The sequence below is a fragment of the Xanthomonas sp. NCPPB 2922 genome (assembly GCF_041520885.1).
Classification (GTDB): domain Bacteria; phylum Pseudomonadota; class Gammaproteobacteria; order Xanthomonadales; family Xanthomonadaceae; genus Xanthomonas; species Xanthomonas campestris.
Genome location: NZ_JBGOFY010000003.1, coordinates 1 through 19,029, shown reverse-complemented (window position 1 = coordinate 19,029; position 19,029 = coordinate 1). Strand labels below are relative to the sequence as shown.

The window sequence follows — 19,029 nt, the reverse complement described above, 5'->3', positions numbered from 1 at the left end:
GCGCGTTCCTCGAAGAAGGGGGAAAAGTGAACCTGATCAGCGATTGAGCCGGGCGATCAGCAGTGCGCGCAGTTGCCGCGCGAGCGCCGGGTCGATGGTGCCCAGCACCTGCCGCGCGGCCTCGGGCAGATGTGCGCCAGCCTGCTCGGCTGGACCGAATACGTAGTAATCGAACACTGCGCGCCAGGCGGCTTTTTCCGCGGCGGGCCGGTCGCGAATGGCCCACAGCGCGTGATACAGCGCCGGCATCGGTGCGGGCACGTGCGCGGGCATGCTGCCCCACCAGTAATTGATCAGCACGTTGAAGGGCTGCAGCGCCATCACGTGGTGCCACCACATGCTGGGAATGAACACCGCATCGCCCGGCTGCAACACGGCGGTACGCGCATGCGGCAACGCCTGCGCAAAGCGCGGATAGCGCTGCAGATCGGGCGCGGCCAGGTCCACCATGCTCACCACCTGCCCGCCCGGCGTCGGCTCCAACGGCCCGGGATACAGGTTGGCAATCTGCTCTGGCGGAAACAGCGTGAAGCGCCGCTGCCCCACCGCGCAGCAGGCGAGATTATTCGGCACGTCGTAATGGCACGAGGCGACCACGCGGTTGCCGATCCAGATGCTCGGCTGCACGTTGCTGCCGCTGGCGCGCATGTCCAGGTCGTTGCCCGCACGCAGCCCGGGCAGGTAGTCATCGACCGGCAGCGAGGCCAGGTAATAGGTGGGCGGCTGCGCATCGTTGCGATGCGCTTCAATCGCCTCCAGCACACTGCTCAAGCTGCCACGGCGCACTTCGAAGTTGAGGTCGGTGACGTCATCGGTGTAGAACGGGCGCCCGGCAATCTCCGGGCCGCCATACGAATATTGCAGCGGCTGCGCACGGTCGAACCTGCGCAACACAGCCATTGCCTCGGCATCGCCACGCTGGCCGGCCTGCACCAGCTGCCAGTCGCGTGCCACCCCGCGCAACACCACCGGCTGCGCTGCGGCACAGAGCGCGGCCAGCGGCAGCGCATCGGCCGTGCAATCGCTGCGCTCGGCAATTGGTGCCATGGCGTCGAACGGCGTGGTCATCTGCGTGGGCTCACGCGTGCGCGGCGGCAGGTGTGGCAGTGGCCTGCTGCAGACGACGCTGTTTTTCAGCCATCAAGCGGCGCAGATTGTGCTGCGAGGCCAGCATCAGGAAGGCACCTTCCAGGTAACCGGCCTGATGCAGCTGATGCAGTGCATGCGCGTCGAGGGATGCCAGGCGTTCGCGGTCGATGGCATACAGCCCGTCCAGATGCGCGCCGTGGTTGGCGTCCAGCGTGATGTCCAGCCGCACCGGCTGGATCAACCCGAGCGCATCGAACGCCGCGCACATCGGCTGCCCGGCATCCATGCCATCACGGATGCCGCGCAACACATCGATGATGTGCTGCAGATACGGGCTATGGCCGCCCTGCGGCAAGAACACCGGCTCGCCGTCCGTGCGGCTCAGGCGCGGATGCTCCAGGTCGACATGGATCACCGGCTCCTGTACCAGCGCGCCATCGATGCGCTGCTCCTGGAAGCCGATCAAAAATGGCCCTTTGGCAATGATTCCCGGCAGGTAGCTGGCATTCCAGCGCTGGTCCTGCAGGAAGAGGTTCTCGTCGTGCGCAAAGCCCAGCACCGCCACAGCCTGGTATGCGCCGCTGGCGGGATCCTTGCGAAAGAACAGAGGGTATTCGCGCTGCAACTCGGCAAATTCGGTGACGAAGGCCGGCACCAGGCCAACCGCATCGCCAAACTGCGCCCCGAACTGCAGGATGACGCGCACATCGTGATGCGCCACATTGTTGAGCACTGCGTATCGCGTCATCGAAACTCCGGCGGGTAAGTGGCCTGCCCGGCCCTCTCCGCTGCAAGGCGGCGATGGAGCGGCCGCTGCATCAAGCGTCTGCTGCAGGCGAGCATTGCGAAAAAGCGCGCCGCCGGCAAGCCGCACAGCACCATGCAACTGCAGACGTGCACGCACGGCATCCGCGTGCGACACGTTCACCACGGTCGCCAGGCCAGGCGCATTGACGCACCGGCCTCAAGCGGTGCGACAGGGCAATGCGCAGCTGCCGCAGAGCCGGCAGCTGCGCCCCATCAGCGGTTAGAACGCGTAGCGCACGCCCAGCGTATAGCGCGGCTGCTGGTCGATCAGGCGGATGATCTGTTTGTCCGACCGCCCGTGCCAGCGCACGTCCTCGCCCGTCAGATTGATGGCTTCAAAGCCGATCGACAGCTGCTTGCTGAAGGCGTAGCTCACGCTGAGGTCCCACTGCTGATATGCCTCGACGTAGTACGGGTTGCGGTTGGAGTTGTCCTGGTTGGCGGCGATCAGATACTCGTCGCGCCAGTTCCATGCCAGACGCGCGCTGAAGCCGTACTTTTCGTACATCAGCATGGCATTGGCGGTGTCGCTCAAGCCCAGCAAGGCGAACTGGTCGCGGTCGATCACAGTGTTGTCGAAGCCGACATCGCCTTCCACGATGGTGTAGTTGGCATAGATGCCGAAACCGCTGCTGCCGAAGAAGTACTGCCCGCCCAGCTCCCAACCATGGATATTGGCCTTGTTCTGGTTGATCGGCCGCGACACATCGAACTGGTACAGCGGGTCGCTCCTGTTGCCGGTGATGTCGTAGGCGTTCTCCAGCGCCAGGCTCTGCGCGGAGCTGCCGTTGTAGGCACCCAGGCCGCCGGTGGCTGCGGCGTTGCGCAACAACGCCATGGCCGCGAACAGCGAGGTGTCGTTGGCCGAGCATGCCGCGGCCACGTCATTGCCGGACGCACCCACCTGGGCTGCGCAGGCACCGCTTTGCAGGAAGGCCAACGCCGCCTGCGCATCCGGCCCGGAGGTGGGGTCGGTGAGCCCGTACAGCGATTCGCGCGACACGGTGTTGCCGATGAAGTTGCTGACGCGCTTGTTCCAGAACGTGGCCGACACATAGCTGGCGTCGGCGAAGTACCACTCCAGCGCCAGGTCGAGGTTGTCCGATTCCAGCGGATCGAGCTGCGGGTTCTGCGAGTCGCCACCGGCACGGTTGGAGGGGTTGATCAGGATCGAACCGTTGGGCGTATTGGGCGTGGGCCCGGCAATCAGGTTGTTATAGGGCGCACGCGCAATGGTCTGGCCGAACGAGGCACGCCCCTTCAGCTGGTCGGTGATGTCGATGCTGAAATCGAGATTGGGCAGGATGTAGTTGTAGCTGGTCTTTTCACTGAAGGGCTGCAGCTCTGCCGAACGGACCAGCTGGAAGTCGTTATTGGACTGCCACAGCAAACCGGTTGGCGTGGCCACCTGCGACACCGATTCCACATCGGTGCGCTCGTAGCGCAGGCCCAGCCGCGTATTGGTGGTCATGCCGGCGATGTCGCCCTGCAATTCCAGCTGCACGTAGGCCGCTCGGGTCTTCTCTTCCACCTGGTTGTCGGCGCTGTATTGCGGGTTGTAGCGCGTGGTGGCGCCGTACTGGCTGCCACCCCACAACGCGAGTTGGTCGGCATCGCCACGCCAGGCGCTGGGCGCCGCGCCATTGGCATTGAAGTCCTTGAACATGCCGGTGATGCTCACCGGCTGCAGCAACGCCACCATGCCCGGCTCATTGCCGGCATTGGCCACGCTCCAGTCACCGAGCGTGGAGTTGGTGTCGCTGGTGAGCCGGTTCATCTTGGTATTGGCCGAGCTCACGCCGAACTGGAAGCGGCCGTCGTCGAAGTCGAACGTGCCGTCCACACGCCCTTCCTTGATCTCGGTCACCTGCGATTGGTAGTAGATGCGCAGCACCTGCGAACCCAGATTGCCCGCGGTGAAGTCCGGGTTGACCACGCCATTGGTGCCGGCCAGCGAATCGGCCGCGGTGGGGTACCAGGTGCGTGCGCCGATCGGCAGCGAATTGTTGAACCACAGTTCCTGGCCCCACTGCCCGCCGCACAGCGGGCCGCTGGCGCAGTTGTTGGTACCGGCAAGGCTGAAATAGGTGGCGCTGCCGCCGGTGACCGGGTCGTTGGGCAGGCTCTTGGTCTTGGAGTTGTGCGCATCGAAACTCAGCTGGAAGCGGTCGCTCACCTGCCAGTCCGCGTTGAAGCCGAGCGAGCCGAGCGTGTACTTCTGCTCGTTGCGCTGCTGCTCCATGCCGAAGTCCTTGGCACCACTGGGCACATCGCGCAGATACACCGGCGTGGCAACGGCCTGGCCGGTATCGAAGGTCAGGTCGGTGAAGCTGTTGGCGCGCTGCAGCCAGATGCCCTGCTCGCCACGCTCCTCGCGGATTTCATTGGACGAATAGGTGTAGTCCAGGGTCAAGGTCAGGCTGTCGGTGGGCGCAAACTGCATCACCGCCTGGCCATTCATGCGCTCGCGCTGGAAGTCGGCGAACGCGTAGCGGAGGTCGTTGGGCATGCCGTACAGCTGGCCGATCGCCGGTGCGTTGGTCACCACCGCATCCGGACGCAGCGCGGGGTCGGTGCCGGTCCAGCGCTGGATATTCCAGGTGTTTTCGGTGGCCTGCACCGAGCCGCCATGGCGCTTCTGGTAGCTGGCGCTCAGGCCGATACCGAAGGTCTTGTCGGGGTTGGTGTAGCTGAAGATGCCCGACACTTCCGGGGTGAGCGAATCGCCGAACGGCTGCGAGCGGTCAGACACCATCTTGGCGCCGGCATTGGCCACCACGCCGGAATGGTTGAACGGCTTGTCGGTCTGGATATTGATGGTGGCGCCGATGCCACCGCTGGGCGCCGTGGCGCGGCTGGTCTTGTAGACCTCGATGCCGGTGATCGCTTCAGAGGCCAGCTGCGCGAAGTTGAACGCGCGCGTGCCCACGTCCACGCCGCCGATTGGCGTTTGGCCCGGTGCGCCGAAGGCATCCGCGCCCGGGATCAAGCGCCCGTTGAGCGTGACCGTATTGAACTGCGGGCCGAAGCCGCGCGCGGTGACCTGCGCGCCCTCGCCATCGCGGCGTTCGATCGAGATGCCGGTGATGCGCTGCAGCGACTCGGCCAGGTTGGTATCCGGGAATTTGCCGATGTCTTCAGCGCTGATCGCATCCACCACGCCGGCGGCGTCGCGCTTGATGCCCATCGACTGGTCCAGGCTGCTGCGGATGCCGGTGACGTTGACGGTGTCGAGCGTGGTGGCAACGTCGCTGCTGGACTGTGGCGGCGGTGCTTGCGGCGTCGTGTCCTGCGCAAAGGCGGGATTGATGACCAGCAAACCGCCAACGAAGGTGAACATGGCCTTCGACTTGAAACTCTTCAACGTACGACGCATCGATGTGTCCTCGGGTGGTGTGCAACTGCCCACGGCCGTGCGCGCGACATGCGACACCGCCACTGTCTTTGCCGGCATCCCTGCGGATGCCTGGCGAACTGCCTGCAGCAAGTTCTGTAATCCCCTGCGGTGCAACTCAACGACGGATCCCCCGAGCCAGTCGTGTCCTGCCCGTCGCGTACGACGGCGACTTCCTCTGATCCGTTTCAGCTGATGACTGCGCCAGTGGCCCTGCTCTGCAATGGCCGCCGGCGTGATAGCGCTAACACGCGGCGCAGCCTAGTCACCGGCAACAGCGCTTGTCACCGTGCGTTGCAGCAAATCTTTAACAACCCGACCGGGCCTGCAAAAAGCGCTGCGCTTGAGCCCGCAGCGCAGCTTCAACAACGGCGTGGCTGTAAGCGTTACCAAGCATGCGTCGAAAACACACCGCCAAAACGCGCTGAAAACAGGCCGCATAACCGTTGCAGGCGTGACCATGCCGACACTTGCGCAAGCGCCCTGCCAACGCGGCCGGATGTGGATCGCTTATCGAAGAACGATGCGACGGTGCGGGCCGCAACCCGCGTGCGCAGTGCTGCGTGCAAACGGTGGCGTTGCTGCATGACGCACACGACAACGGCGCAATCGCTGCAATCGATTGCGCCGTTGTGGCCTTGCTCAACAGTGCGTGCCGTCAGGAAAAAGTGCGCAGCAATGCGCGCGACGGCGGCGGTGCTGGCGCCTAGCGGGCAAGCTCCAGCGTGTTGTCGGCACGTGCCGCATCAGGCAGTACATGGACCGGATCCAGACGCACGCGCAGTACCTTCTGCGTAGTCGCCAGCGTGAGCTTGGGTGCGGTTTGCTGCAGCCAGGCTTCCACCGGTACCCGCCGGTCCAGGTGGCTGCCGTCTGCCAGATCCGCGCGCAGCGTGACCGGCATCACCAGCCGTTGCCGGCTGCGCAGGGTGACCTGCAGGCCCTTCACTGGATCCTTGTCCACGTAGTGCGCCTCGCTGATGCCCATGTCCAGCTGCCAGTTGTTGAAGTACCAGCCCCGCCACCACCAGCTCAGGTCCTCACCGCTTTCGCTTTCCATCAAACGAAAGAAATCCGAAGGCGTCGGATGCTTGAACGCCCAGGTGGCGATGTATTTGCGAAAGGCCGGATCAAAGCGCGCAGGCCCCAGGATTTGTTCGCGCAACAACACCAGGCCCAGCGCACCCTTGAAGTAGGTCAAGGGGTGGCGGTAGGTCTCGCTGGTGGCATCGGCGGTGTCCATCAAGGTCGGTGCGTTGGCGTCGGCCAGCAACGGCAAGATTTCGTCCACCGGGTTGCCGCCCTTGGGCGCATATTCCGAATCGCGCTTCGGCGCGTATTCGCCCTTGTTGAAGGCATCCGATGCGTAGACGTCGATGAAGGTGTTGAACCCTTCGTCCATGAAGGCATGCCGGCGCTCGTTGGAACCGACAATCATCGGGAACCAGGTGTGGCCGATCTCGTGTGCGGTGATCCAGAACAGGTCCTTGCCGCCATCGTCGAACCCATCGAACACGATGCCCGGATACTCCATGCCCGCGCCGTAGCCGCCCAGGTTGATCGCGGCCGGCCACGGGTATGGGTACCACTGCGAAAAATGTTCGATCGCACCTTTGACGTACTCGGTGGAGCGGTTCCATTTCGCCTCGCCCACGCCCTCTACCGGATACACCGACATCGCCAGCGACTGCTTGCCATCGGGCAGATTGATACGCGCGGCATCCCACACGAAGGCCGGTGACGCGGCGAAGGCCACGTCGCGGGTGCTGTCCATGTGGAACCGCCAGGTACGGGTGCGCGTGCTTGCCGGCGCCGCAGCACGCGCGGCCACCTCGGCAGGCGTGCGAATCAGCACGGTGCGATCGCTGCCGCGTGCCTGGGCCAGGCGTTGCTGTTCGGTGCGGCTGAGCACCTCATCGGGATTGGTCAGCGCGCCGGAGCCGGCCACCAGAAATCCGTCTGGCACTGTCACCGCGTAGTCGAAACTGCCGTATTCCAGATAGAACTCCGAGCCCAGATACGGCTGCGTGTCCCAGCCACGCAGGTCGTCGTACACGGCCATGCGCGGGTACCACTGCGCAATCTCGTAGATCTCGCCCTGCTTGCTGTTGCTCACCGCCGTGCGCCCACCCCAGGTGCCGGGAATGCGGTAGCGGTAGCGGAGATGCACGGTGAGCGCCTTGCCCTGCCCGGCCAGCGGCTGCGGCAGGTCCACGCGCAGGCGCGTGTCGTCCACCAAGAACGGCACCGCCTGTCGGCGCCCGCCGCTGTCCACCTCGACGCTGGCGATCTGCATGCCCTCGGTGGCCTGGGAGCGGCGCGATGGCCGGCTGACGGCAGCACGCGCGTCGGCACGGTAGCGGTTCTGGTCCAGCTGCAGCCACAGCACGTCGAGCGTGTCCGGGCTGTGGTTGGTGTAGCGGATCGTCGCCTCGCCGGTGAGGGTGTGGGTGGCCGGGTCGATCTGCGCAGTGAGGTCGTAGTCGGCCCGGTTCTGCCAGAACAGCGGCCCCGGTTTACCACTTCCGCTGCGATACGCGTTGGGCGCATCGGGCAGCTGCAAGGGCGCGAACAGCGCCAGCGGGTCGAACGGGCTGGCCGCTGCAGGAGCGGCCGCTGGCGGGGCCGCCAGTGCAGTGAACGAAAGACACGCGAGTGCAAGCGCAACAGCCAGCGAGCGGCGCACGGTGGGGAACATGCGAAGTCCTGCGACGGGGGGGGGGGAACGACCATCCTACGGCGGCCCACCTCATCCGGGCACTGCCATTGGTCCCGGTGCGCGCTCAGCCGCCGGCAGTGCCCGACAGGCGCACTGCGCCGTCACCACCCTCGGCCAGGTGTGTCGCCGGGATTGCTCAGGCGGCAGCGGCGCAGCGACAGGCAGCCGCAGCCGATGCAGTCGGTGAGCTGGTCGCGCAGGGCCTGCAGCTCGGCAATGCGTGCGTCCAGCTGGCCACGCCAACGTGCCGACATGCGCGCCCATTCCGCGCGCGTGGGTGTGCGCTGGTCCGGCAGCACCGAGAACGCATCCAGCACCTGCTGCAACGGGACGCCGAGCCGCTGCGCCACGCGGATCACCGCGATCCGCCGCAGCACATCACGCGCATAGCGGCGCTGATTGCCGGCAGTGCGCAGGCTACGGATCAACCCCTTGCGCTCGTAGAAATGCAACGCCGACACCGCCACGCCACTGCGCTTGGCCACATCCCCCACGGACAACTCACGCTGCATTGCCTTGACCTCAACCTTGGTTGAGGCAGGATGCTGCGCGGCCATGGCGGGATGCAAGCCCTGCCCGCGCTGCCGTTTCACGCTTTGCTTTCTTGGATGTTCAATGACGACCCACACCACTCTGCCCACTGCATCGCCCACCGAGGCGCGCGCCACCTCCATTCTCGCCGCGCCGTACCGCGCCACCACGCTGGGCATGGTGGCGTTGGTGGCGCTCAACGCGTTTGAATCGCTGGCAGTGGCCGCGGCCATGCCCACGGTGGCGCGCGAATTGAATGGTCTGCCGCTGTACGCACTGGCCTTCGGCGGCACCTTGGCGACCAGCGTGGTGGGCATGACCGCGGCCGGGCGCTGGAGCGACCGGCGCGGGCCGGCGGGCGCATTGGGCGCCGGGTTGCTGTGCTTCGTCCTGGGGCTGGTTATCGCCGGGCTGGCACCGAACATGCCGCTGCTGATCGCTGGGCGGCTGCTGCAGGGCCTGGGTGCAGGCGCTTATTCGGTAGCGCTGTACGTCATCGTGGGCCGCCTGTATCCGGAGGCCCTGCGCCCGCGTGTGTTTGCCGCGTTCTCTGCGGGCTGGGTGGTGCCGTCGTTGATCGGGCCCGGCATCAGTGGCCTGATCGTGCAGCACGCCGGCTGGCGCTGGGTATTCCTGTCGGTGCCGCTGCTGGCGATCCCGGCCGGCCTGATGCTGCTGCCGGCGCTGCGTGGACGCGACTGGAGCACGCAGGCCGCGCTGCCCGGCAACGACGCGCTGGGCTGGGCGATTGGCGCGGCACTGGGTGTGCTGGGCGTGTATGTCGGTGGCCAATTGCACGGCCTGTCCGCCGTGCTGGCGATGGCGCCGGCGTTGGCGGTCACCGGCGTGTGCGCCTGGCATCTGCTGCCGGCCGGCACCTTGCGGCTGGCACGCGGCCTGCCCAGCGTGATCGCGTTGCGCGGGATCGCGGCGGCAGCGTTCTTCGGCTTCGAAGCGTTTCTGCCGCTGCTGTTGTCGCGCGAGCGTGGCCTGTCGCCGCTGCTGGCCGGCATCGCGCTGAGCGTGGGCGCCTTGGGCTGGTTCAGCGGTTCGTGGTACCAGGGCCACAGCACCGCTGGCTGGTCGCGGCCACGGCTGCTCAAGACCGGCGCAGTGCTGATGTCGGCGGGCATCGTGATCAGTGCGGGCGCGATCTGGCCAGCCGTGCCGGTGCCGGCCGCCATCGCCGGCTGGGCCGTGACCGGGCTGGGCATGGGCCTGTTGTATCCGAGCCTGTCGGTGCTGACCTTGTCGCTGTCACCGCCCGCCAAGCAAGGTGCCAACAGCTCGGCCTTGCAGCTCAGCGAGGCGATTGCCGTGGCGGGCGTTCTTGCGGTGGCCGGCGCGCTGTTTGCCGCGCTATTGGGCTCGGCCACGCCGCTGGCCTATGCCAGCGTCTTTGCGCTGGCGTGGGTGCTGGCGCTGAGCAGCTTCTGGGTGGCGCACCGGGTGTGAGGGTAGCGGTGGCGAACGTCACTGCGTCGCGTTGCTGCGAGCGCGTGGCCCAAGAGCCACTCCGCAGCGTGCTGCGCGCGCGTGGGCTGGCTGCTGGCCCGGTGCAATTGGACGGCGTGGTTGGCACGTCAGGATTCGTGGACGGCGCAGCGCGTGTGTCAGATAAGCACCCGACCGAACCAGTCCACAGCTGCACGATCACTTTGCCGAGTCTGCCGGGTTCGCGCCGATCACAGCTGCGAACACACACCTGCAACCGAGTGGTCATTTTTTCGCCACCCATCTTGACAGCGTGACGGGCCGGGGCCTGTGCCCACTTGTCCACAGCCTTGTGCAGTTTTCATCCACAGGGGATGTGGAAAACCCGATCAACGCAGTGCGGGCGGCACGGCTTGCGTGACGTTGCCGGTGTGTGCAAGGCGGCTTGACGCGATGTGCTGCATGCAGGGCCGCACGCTGCGATGGATACGCATGGCGTAAGCAACCATCTACTGCCGGTTCCAAACGCGTGGAGTGCACGCCGAGATCGAGCCCAAGCGATTGGCGCGCAGCACCTCAGCAGAGAGCCGGCCGCCGCCGCGCGTCCGTGCGCATGCCACTGATGTAGCTGCTCGAAACCGGACCCGCGCATGCAGCGCACACCGCCACCTCGCAGTGGCGGTGCACGCACAGCAGCGTCTTAGAGCGGCTAACAAAACGTAGCGAGCAGTCGTCAGGTGGGTGCGGACGGCGCGGAGGAACCGGAATGTACGTGGGTACATGAGGATTCCCAGCACCGGCCGCGCCCGCCTGACGGCTGCGCAGTAGTTTTGATAGCTGCTCTTAATCCACGATCACGTGCGGCACAAACCGCGAGGTATCGCGGGTGATCGGGCCGTCGTCGTCGCGCATGCCCAGGCCGGCCGGGCGATCAGCCACCACCCAGCTGCCGACCAGCGCATGCCGGCCGTCGAACACCGGCAGCGGATGATGCGCCTGCAGGATGGCCGGGCCATCCAGGTACGGCCCATCGGTGTGTGCCATCTCGCCCTGCGCGGTAACCAGCGCGATGTTGGCGCCCTCGCGCGACAGCAGCGGCTTGCGCACCCACCCGGCAGTAGGCGCCTCGCCGGCCTGTGCAAAGCGCGCGGCGAGCAGGTTGGGGTGGCCCTGATGGCGCTCCCACAGCAGCGGCAGGATGCCCTTGTTGCTCAGCACTGCCTTCCATGCCGGTTCGATCAGACGCACCCGGTTGGCGATCAACGCCGGGCCGAAGCGCTCTTCCATCATGAATTCCAGCGGGTACAGTTTGAACAGCGTGTGGATCACCCGGTCCTGCTCATCGGTGAACCAGCCATCGGCGCTGAGGCCGATGTCTTCGATCGCCACTTCCTCGGTACTGATGCCCACCTGGTGCGCGCAATCGCGCAGGTAGCGCACGGTGGCGCGATCTTCCAACGAATCACGCACTGCAGAGAAATGCATCTGCGGGCCAATCGCTCCATCCACCGCCAGCGCACCCAGGGTTTCGCACAGCAAATCCTGGATCAGGTTGTACTGGTCGGTGCCCTTGGGCAGCGCGCCGCTGGCAATCTTCTGTTCCAGCCACAGCCACTGGAAATACGCCGCCTCGTACAACGAGGTCGGTGTGTCGTAATTGAGCTCGTACAACTTGGCCGGGCCGTTGCCGGCATAGGCCAGATCCATGCGGCCGTACAGATGCGGGTCGCGGTTCTTCCAGGAGGTAGCGATCCAGTCCCAGTAGAACGGCGGCAGTGCCAGCTGCGTCATCAACGCTTCGGAGCCGACCACCTCGTCGACCAACTGCATCGCCATGTCGTGCAGTTCCTGCGTCGGCGTCTCGATGTCGTCTTCGATCTGCCGCAACGAAAACGCGTAGTACGCGCTTTCGTCCCAGTACGGTTCGCCGTCGATGGTGTGGAACTGGAAGCCGAGCGATTCGGCCTGGGTGCGCCAATCCGGGCGCTCGGCGATGGCAATGCGTTGCATGTCAGCCGCCAAACCCGGAGCTGCGCCCGCCACTGCCGAACGAGCTGCGCGCCGCGGCGCTGGAGCCAAAACCCGAGCGCGACACGGTAATGGCGCGGGTTGGCATGTCCACGCTGCCGGCGCGGCCGCGCACGGTGCCGATGCGGTTGCTGGCCAGATCGCCGTTGGGCTTGTAGTAGCCGCCGCTGCGGTAATCGCGGTATAGCGGCATCGCGCCGCCATAGCGATACCCGCCGCCGCTCATGTTGCCCAGCGCGTAGCCGAGCAGGAAGCCGCCCATCGGCGGGATCCAGCTCTGCTGCCCCTGGGTCTGGCCAGGCACTTCTGTGCAGCTGCCAAATTGCGCATCGCACTCGTAGCGCGAAGGGAAGCGCGGCGCGGCCTGCTGGTGCTTGGCCACGGCCTCGTCATAGGCCTTCAGACACTGCTGGATGTCGCCCTGTTCCTGCTTGATCTGGTAGCAGTCCGAGGCCGACTGCAACACCACGCCGGTTTCCGGCTCCGAGCCGCAACCGGTGACGAAGGCGGCCGGCAGCGCGGCCATCAGGGTGAGCTTGAGATTGCGTGATCGCTTCATGCCTGCGCTCCGTTACGGCGTGATCGCCGCGGCGTTGATCAGGCCAACCGCGATCGACACGCCGGCCGAAAAAATACCGGCGGCGGCGACGTTGTCGGTGATTTGCCGCGAGATGCGCCCGGCCACCAGGTTGGCCAGCAGATACGCCACCACCTGGATACCGCAGGCCACCACGCCCCAAATCAAGGCGTCCACCAGGCTCACCGAATGGGTGATGGCCGAATGCAGCGGCAGCGCCACGCCGATCAGGTTGCCGGCCAGCGCGGTGGCGGCCGCCACGTTGCCCTGGCGCAGCAGGGTGAAATCCTTGTGCGGGGTGACCAGGGTCACCAGCACCACCGCGACGATCAACACGCCCAGGCCGGTGCCGAAGTAGGAAAGAAACGCGAGGAAACTCTGCAGATTGATCGGGTTCATGACAGGACCAGGGTGGTGGAAGACGGGTAAGCGCTCAGGTGATGTCCAGATCGGCGACAGTGACGTCGATGCCGACCGCGTAGGTCACGCAGAATTCGTTGGGCCCGGAATCCTCGCCGGTGACCAGCAGGAATTCCTCGCGCTGCAGCTCCGGCACCGGCCGGCTGTAGAGCATCGCGTAGTGGGTCAGGTCGCCATCGCGGCGCGGCGGCTGATAGCGGTACAGCACCTCGTCGTAGGCAATCGGCGGAATGCGCGCGGCATCGTCGGTGGATTGGGTGGCACGGTCCCAGCGCTTGCCGGCGTACTCGATCTGCGCCGCACCCAGATGCGGATGCTGCATCACGAACTCCTGGAAGGCCTGCTTGCTCGGCGGATTCACCGTCTCGCAATACACGAAGGCCTTCATCGCCTCCAGATCGCCGCCCACGGTGGTGATCTGCAGAAACGCGTCATCGTCCAGATAGAACCGGTGCAGCGCATAGCCATCGCCCAGATTGACGTGGCCATAGCACGGGATGCCCTGATGCCCACCGGGCAATTCGGCGGTCATCGCCTCGGGCGCCATGCGGTACAGCGTGGTGTCGATCTCGAGCTGGCCACCCACGCGCAGCCCCAACGGCAGCGCATGGCCGATCGCGCCGGTGCCGGTGGTCGGCAGCGGTGTTGGCTGGGATTGGCCGAACAACTTGCTGAAAAAACTCATCGTCATGCACCTCGTGGCGATGGGGAAGCGGAAACGGCCGCAGCGCGCAGGGTCTGCCACGCGATGGACTGCGCAGGCACGCGCTGCTCGGCCAGGTAATACAGCATGGCACCGGCCGGGACAGCGGTCTGTGCGGGCGGGTTCAACCGCAACGCGCCATCGGGCGCGCGCAGGCCCAGCAACAAGGCACCGCGCTGGCTGAAGTCAGCCGCCAGCAGGCTGTAGTCCAGCGCCTCCAGCGGTGCCGGCACGGCCAGGCTGAACTGCGTGGGGCCATCGTCCACCGACAACAGCTCGGCGGTGATCGCCGCACTGCCCGGATCCTGCGCGGCGCGGGCCAGGATCTCGGCAGTCATCGGGCGCGTGCATTCGATCGCCGGGTAATGGCAGGCCACCAGCCGTGCGGCGCTGGCCGAATCGAAATGCGCCACGATGTGCGCGCGCGGCGCATGCGCCATCAGTGCGAAGACTGCGGCCAGGGTCTGGTCGTCGGACGGCGGATTGACGATTACCCGCGCTGCACCGGCGATGCCCGCACGCAGGTAGACATCGGTGTGGGTGTACGACTCGGCAGCCACGAAACGCATGTGGTCGGGCATCGGGTTTTCGGCCACGCCCTCGGCCACCAGCACCACGCCTTCGTCGTCGGTGGCGGTGTCGGACAACAACAACTCCAGCAAGCGTGCCGAGGCCGCGCCTTGCCAGCCGATCAGGATGGTGTGCCCGCTCAACTGCGCGTAGGCCATCTTGCCCATGTGGTGGCGCCTCCAGAAGGTGATGAGCACCGCGCTGGTCTTGGCCAGCACCGTGGCGAACAGCGCCACCGCGCCCGGCATCAGCACGAACGCAGCGATATAGCGCCCGGCCACCGAGCCCGGCGACAGATCGCCGTAGCCGATGGTGGTGGCAGTGGTCATGTAGTAATACGGAAACGCGTCCAGGCCGACGAGCTTGTGCTCACCGGCCAGCACGAACAGCACCCAGCTCAACCCCATGTGCGCCAGCAGGGCCAGCGCCACCATGCCCCAGCTCACGCGGCGCACGTGGCGCCGCAAGACCCGGTACAGCCGTCCGACGATGATCATGGCGCGTCCTGTGCCGGGGGGTGCGGTCAGCTGTCGCTGCGCGGAACCTGCTGCACGTCGCGGACCTGGCCGATCAGCGGCGCGGTGCCGCTGGCGGTGTCGTGCCCGAGCTGAGCGGCCGGCTTCTTGAAGCGCGCCAGCACCGCAGCGGCGTTGGATTCGCCTTCCATCAGGCCGGCCGCGGCCAGACGCCGGTTCAGATCGCCATCGCCGGTGGACGATTCGAGCTCCTCGGCCGATTCGATGCGTGCGGAGGTTTCGGCCTGGCGCGCCTTGATGCGCTCCAGCGATTCCAGTGCCGATCCCATCTTGCTGCTCGCACCGGAATGCCGCGCGGCAATCGCGGCCTGCGCTTTCTGCACCGCATCGGTGGCCTTGACGGTGTCGATCTGCTGGCGCATGCCGCGCAGCTGGTTTTCGGTTTTCTGGATGGTGGCCTTGAGCGTCACCACCGACTGATCCAGCGCGGTCTTGGAGGCCTTGTCGCCGGCGTCCTCGCTTTCCAGCGCCGCCAGTTTCACCGCCACATCGTGCGCCAGCGCTTCATCGTTCTTGGCCAGCGCGCCTTCGATATAGCGCGTGTACTCGGCCATCTTGCCGGCGCGCGCGTCGATCTTCTGCTGTGCCAGCTTGCTCTGCGCCATCAGCTTGGTGAGCTCTTCGCGCGAACGCGTGAGCTGGGCGCCGGCATCGCGCATTTCCTGGTCCAGGATGCGCAGGGCGTTGGCGTCCACGGCCTTCTGGCCGGTTTCGTGTGCGGTGCCACGCAGCAGCGTGATCAGCTTGGAAAAGATACTCATGACAACACGCCTTTAGGAAAAGAACGGCTTGAGGGATTCGGCGGCATCCAGCGTATTGGCCGCCAGGGTCTGGATTTCCTCGTCGATCTGGTCGAGCGTCGAGGAGGCCGACAATTCGCCGAACACCACGTACGCGTCCTTGCCGTCGACCTGCACCAGACCTAGATTGGAGAGCGGATTGAGCGGGTTGAGCCGCAGGCACGCGTCGTTGAACGCGGCACGGTCGCTGACCTGGTCGGCGTTGGCCAGCAGCGTGGACACAAACACCTGCGAACCGGACGCGGCCACCTGGATCTGCATGTCGCCGTGATCGGCCAGGGTGAGGTTGATGGCCGGCTCCAGCCCGTCGATCAGTTCGACCTCGATCGGCTGGTCGCGGTAGCGCTCGGCCAGCAGGCCGTGCAGTTCAACAGTGGTGTACTGCGTCATGGGATGTCCTGTCCTTTGGTCATTCGGCGGCGGAGTGCGGCGGCGGTGAGGCCGCAACGGTCAAGCGATGGGCGGACATACTACAGAGACTTGGTGAACAGCAGAACGGCCGCCAGGCAGGGGGCATTCAGGGCCACGTCGCTGCCATCAAGCACCGCCGGCGCTGCGGCCCGGCAGGGCCGTGGCCTTACGGATACAGCATCCGCTTGCTCCAGTGGCTGGCCGCGTCCGCCTCGTAACGCCAGCGCTCGTGCAGGCGGAATTTGGCGCCGTACCAGAACTCGAACGCCTGCGGCACCACGCGGAATCCGCCCCAGCCATCCGGGCGCGGCACGTCGCGGCCGTCGAAGGTGGCTTCGACCTTGGCAATGGCCGCATCGAACTCCTCGCGCGAGCCCAGCGTCTGCGACTGCAGCGACGCCCAGGCACCGATCTGGCTCATGCGCGGCCGCGAGGCAAAATAGGCGTCCGATTCATCGGCACTCACCAGTTGCACGCCGCCTTCGATCCGCACCTGGATGCCGGCCTCGCGCAGGCTGCGCCAAAGGAACAGCAGCGCCGCCTGCGGGTGGGTCTGCAGGTCGCGGCCCTTGGCGCTGTCCAGATGCGTGTAGAACACGAACCCGCGTGCGTCGAACGCCTTCAGCAACACCGTGCGCGCGCTCGGCCGGCCGTCCAGGTTGGCGGTGGCCACGGTCATGGCGCTGGCCTCGATCTCGGCACTGTTCTGCGCCTCGGCGTACAGCGTGGCGAAGGTGGCGAGGGCTTCTGCGTACAGATCGGTCATGGCAGGACAAGGGAAGCGAAACAGACGCCTATTGTGGGCGCATCGCCGCCGCTGCGCCTATGGCCCTGGTGTCGCAGTGGCTGCTGCGGCCAAGCGGCGGCGCAGGATCTGCAGCGACAGCCCACGCCGCCGGGAGGATCACGCATGCCGCACGCGGCCCAGGGCCGCAATGCCAATGTTACGATCTGGGCGCATGAACCCCGCTCCCAATCTCGTGATGATCGGCCCGATGGGCGCCGGTAAAAGCTGCATCGGCCGCCGCCTGGCCGAGCGCTTCGGGCTGGATTTCGTGGATGTGGACCAGGCCATCGTCGAGCAGGTCGGCAGCAGCATCCCCGCGATCTTCGAACAGCACGGCGAAGCGCGCTTTCGCCAGCACGAAGCCGAGGCCCTGCACGGCCTGCTCGCGCAGAGCAACAAACTGGTCTCCACCGGCGGCGGCGCGATCCTGGATGCGGGCAATCGCCAGCGCATCCGCGAGCGCGGCTTCGTGGTGTACCTCCATGTGAGCGTGCCGGCCCAGCTCACCCGGCTGGCGCGCGACCGCAATCGCCCGCTGCTGCAGCGCCCGGACCGCGAACAGGTGCTGCACGGCATGGCCGCGCTGCGCACCCCGCTGTACCAGGAAGTGGCCGACCTCACCCTGGAAACCGATCACCTTTCCCCCGCCGAGGCCACCGCGCAGTTGGTGCTGCGCCTGGCCGCGCAATGGCGCATGTCGAGTACCCCTGCATGACTCTTTCCCCCTCCTTGCGCAGCGTCGAAGTCGACGGCGCGCAGCCGTACACCATCTCCATTGCGCCGGGCCTGCTGGCCGACGGCGCGCGCCTGGCCCGCCACGTGCGCGGCCGCCACGTGCTGCTGCTCAGCGATACCCAGGTGGCGCCGCACTATGCCGCCGGCGTGCGCGCTGCACTGTTGCAGGCGCACCCGGACCTGCAGCTTGGCGAACTGGTCATCGCCGCCGGCGAAGCCTCCAAGACCCTGGACAACTTTTCCCTGGCGATCACCGCACTGGCCGAACTGGGCGCCACCCGCGATGCCTGCGTGTTCGCGCTCGGCGGCGGCGTGGTCGGCGATCTGGCCGGCTTTGCTGCCGCCTGCTGGATGCGCGGGGTGGATTGCGTGCAACTGCCCACCAGCCTGCTGGCGATGGTGGATTCCTCGGTCGGTGGCAAGACCGCGGTGGACATCCCGCAGGGCAAGAACCTGGTGGGGGCATTCCACCCGCCACGCGCGGTGATTGCCGATACCGACACCTTGCGCACCCTGCCCACGCGCGAGTTGCGCGCCGGTCTGGCGGAGGTAATCAAGTACGGCGCCATCGGCGACCCGCTGTTCTTCCAGTGGCTGCATGCCGAACGCCGCGCGCTGCTGGACGGCGACCCGGCCGCGCTGGCGCAGGCGATTGCACGCAGCTGCGAGCACAAGGCCGACATCGTGGCGCGCGACCCGCTGGAAAAAGGCGAGCGCGCCCTGCTCAACCTGGGCCACACCTTCGGCCACGCCATCGAGACCGAACAGGGCTACGGCGCGCCGGGTAACGACAACCTCAACCATGGCGAAGCGGTGGCAGTGGGCATGGTGCTGGCAGCGCGGCTCTCGGCCGCACTGGGCATGGCTGACGCCCAGGACACCGAGGCACTGCGCACCTTGCTGGATGAGTTCGGCCTGCCCACCCAGATCCCGGCCGGCCTGGCACCGGAATCCCTGCTCGGCCGCATGCGGCTGGACAAGAAAAACATTGCAGGCCGCCTGCGCCTGGTGCTGTGGCGCGGGATCGGCAAGGCCGAAGTCGTCCCCGACGTGGACGAAGCCGCGGTACTGGAGATTCTGGCCGGCTGAGGTTTGCGCCGGCCGGCTGGAGGTTTGCGCTAGCCGGCTTAGGTTTGGCGCTGGTCATGGTGAGGTCGGGCCCCGGCCCGGTGCGCCTCGCGTGGAGCGCCGGCTGCGGTGGTCACGTGTGGCTGGCGCATAACGCTGGGTGCCGCGTTACGCCCGCAAGTGGCCGCGTCGACATGCCCGCCCTCGTAGGAGCGCGCTTGCGCGCGAGACGCTTTCCCGGTGACGCACATCGCACGCGACGCCTTTCCGTTCCCGATAACGCCCGTCGCGCGCAAGCGCGCTCCTACACACGGCCATCGCCCTGCTCGACCACGTTGCCCAGGAACCTGACGAAGGTGCTTTGCCGGCCGCCAGACCGCCGCCACACATCTGCAGCAATAGCCAGACAAGCCCCAGCAC

General features: G+C 66.5%; 15 protein-coding genes, 1 other RNA gene and 1 pseudogene. 3 read left to right on the top strand and 14 right to left on the bottom strand.

Annotated features, from left to right (window positions below; genetic code table 11):
• Positions 1–36 precede the first annotated feature (36 nt).
• The 5 genes and pseudogenes from ACD584_RS04815 to soxR all read right to left on the bottom strand — a co-directional run bounded on the left by ACD584_RS04815 (position 37) and on the right by soxR (position 8,521).
• Positions 37–1,068, bottom strand: coding sequence for a cupin-like domain-containing protein (locus ACD584_RS04815; protein ID WP_076036611.1), 1,032 nt, complete (start codon positions 1,066–1,068; stop codon positions 37–39).
• 10 nt (positions 1,069–1,078) lie between these two features.
• Positions 1,079–1,837, bottom strand: coding sequence for a SapC family protein (locus ACD584_RS04810; protein ID WP_019237432.1), 759 nt, complete (start codon positions 1,835–1,837; stop codon positions 1,079–1,081).
• Positions 1,838–2,116: 279 nt separating this feature from the next.
• Positions 2,117–5,272, bottom strand: a complete 3,156-nt coding sequence (locus ACD584_RS04805; protein WP_175611602.1) for a TonB-dependent receptor — start codon at positions 5,270–5,272, stop codon at positions 2,117–2,119.
• Positions 5,273–5,996: 724 nt separating this feature from the next.
• Positions 5,997–7,988, bottom strand: coding sequence for a M1 family metallopeptidase (locus tag ACD584_RS04800; protein ID WP_175611601.1), 1,992 nt, complete (start codon positions 7,986–7,988; stop codon positions 5,997–5,999).
• A gap of 85 nt (positions 7,989–8,073) precedes the next feature.
• Positions 8,074–8,521, bottom strand: a pseudogene (gene soxR, locus ACD584_RS04795) (redox-sensitive transcriptional activator SoxR).
• 103 nt (positions 8,522–8,624) lie between these two features.
• Between soxR and ACD584_RS04790 the strand changes: the two are divergent.
• The gene (locus ACD584_RS04790; protein ID WP_076036608.1) at positions 8,625–9,995 is read left to right on the top strand and encodes an MFS transporter; all 1,371 of its coding nucleotides are present in this window, start codon (positions 8,625–8,627) and stop codon (positions 9,993–9,995) included.
• 686 nt (positions 9,996–10,681) lie between these two features.
• Here the strand turns inward: ACD584_RS04790 and ACD584_RS04785 are convergent.
• From ACD584_RS04785 to pdxH, 9 genes are all read right to left on the bottom strand, one after another.
• A non-coding RNA gene (locus tag ACD584_RS04785) (sX9 sRNA) lies at positions 10,682–10,756 on the bottom strand.
• Between the two features lie 61 nt (positions 10,757–10,817).
• On the bottom strand, positions 10,818–11,984 hold the full coding sequence (locus tag ACD584_RS04780) for a glutathionylspermidine synthase family protein (protein ID WP_076036607.1): 1,167 nt from the start codon (positions 11,982–11,984) through the stop codon (positions 10,818–10,820).
• Between the two features lies 1 nt (position 11,985).
• Positions 11,986–12,561, bottom strand: coding sequence for a DUF1190 domain-containing protein (locus ACD584_RS04775; RefSeq protein WP_012437758.1), 576 nt, complete (start codon positions 12,559–12,561; stop codon positions 11,986–11,988).
• 12 nt (positions 12,562–12,573) lie between these two features.
• Positions 12,574–12,978 (bottom strand): DUF350 domain-containing protein, encoded by a 405-nt coding sequence (locus ACD584_RS04770; RefSeq protein ID WP_011037960.1) that lies wholly within the window; start codon positions 12,976–12,978, stop codon positions 12,574–12,576.
• A 34-nt stretch (positions 12,979–13,012) separates the two neighbouring features.
• Positions 13,013–13,690, bottom strand: a complete 678-nt coding sequence (locus tag ACD584_RS04765) for a YjfK family protein (protein ID WP_040940907.1) — start codon at positions 13,688–13,690, stop codon at positions 13,013–13,015.
• Positions 13,687–14,769, bottom strand: a complete 1,083-nt coding sequence (locus ACD584_RS04760; protein ID WP_075285474.1) for a potassium channel protein — start codon at positions 14,767–14,769, stop codon at positions 13,687–13,689. Before ACD584_RS04760 ends, ACD584_RS04765 begins: the two co-directional genes overlap by 4 nt.
• Before the next feature lie 26 nt (positions 14,770–14,795).
• Positions 14,796–15,569 carry a PspA/IM30 family protein gene (locus ACD584_RS04755; RefSeq protein WP_011037963.1) on the bottom strand — a complete coding sequence of 258 codons (774 nt, stop codon included), beginning with the start codon at positions 15,567–15,569 and terminating at the stop codon, positions 14,796–14,798.
• A 12-nt stretch (positions 15,570–15,581) separates the two neighbouring features.
• Positions 15,582–15,998: a YjfI family protein gene (locus tag ACD584_RS04750; protein WP_014508507.1), complete on the bottom strand. Its 417-nt coding sequence runs from the start codon at positions 15,996–15,998 to the stop codon at positions 15,582–15,584.
• Positions 15,999–16,185: 187 nt separating this feature from the next.
• Positions 16,186–16,785 (bottom strand): pyridoxamine 5'-phosphate oxidase, encoded by a 600-nt coding sequence (pdxH, locus tag ACD584_RS04745; protein WP_076036606.1) that lies wholly within the window; start codon positions 16,783–16,785, stop codon positions 16,186–16,188.
• A 193-nt stretch (positions 16,786–16,978) separates the two neighbouring features.
• On the opposite strand from pdxH, the gene ACD584_RS04740 reads away from it, so the two are divergent.
• Entirely contained in the window at positions 16,979–17,521 is a 543-nt protein-coding gene (locus ACD584_RS04740) for a shikimate kinase (protein WP_011037966.1), read from the top strand.
• Entirely contained in the window at positions 17,518–18,630 is a 1,113-nt protein-coding gene (gene aroB / locus ACD584_RS04735; RefSeq protein ID WP_076036605.1) for a 3-dehydroquinate synthase, read from the top strand. The genes ACD584_RS04740 and aroB overlap by 4 nt, the downstream gene beginning before the upstream one ends.
• Positions 18,631–19,029: the final 399 nt, after the last annotated feature.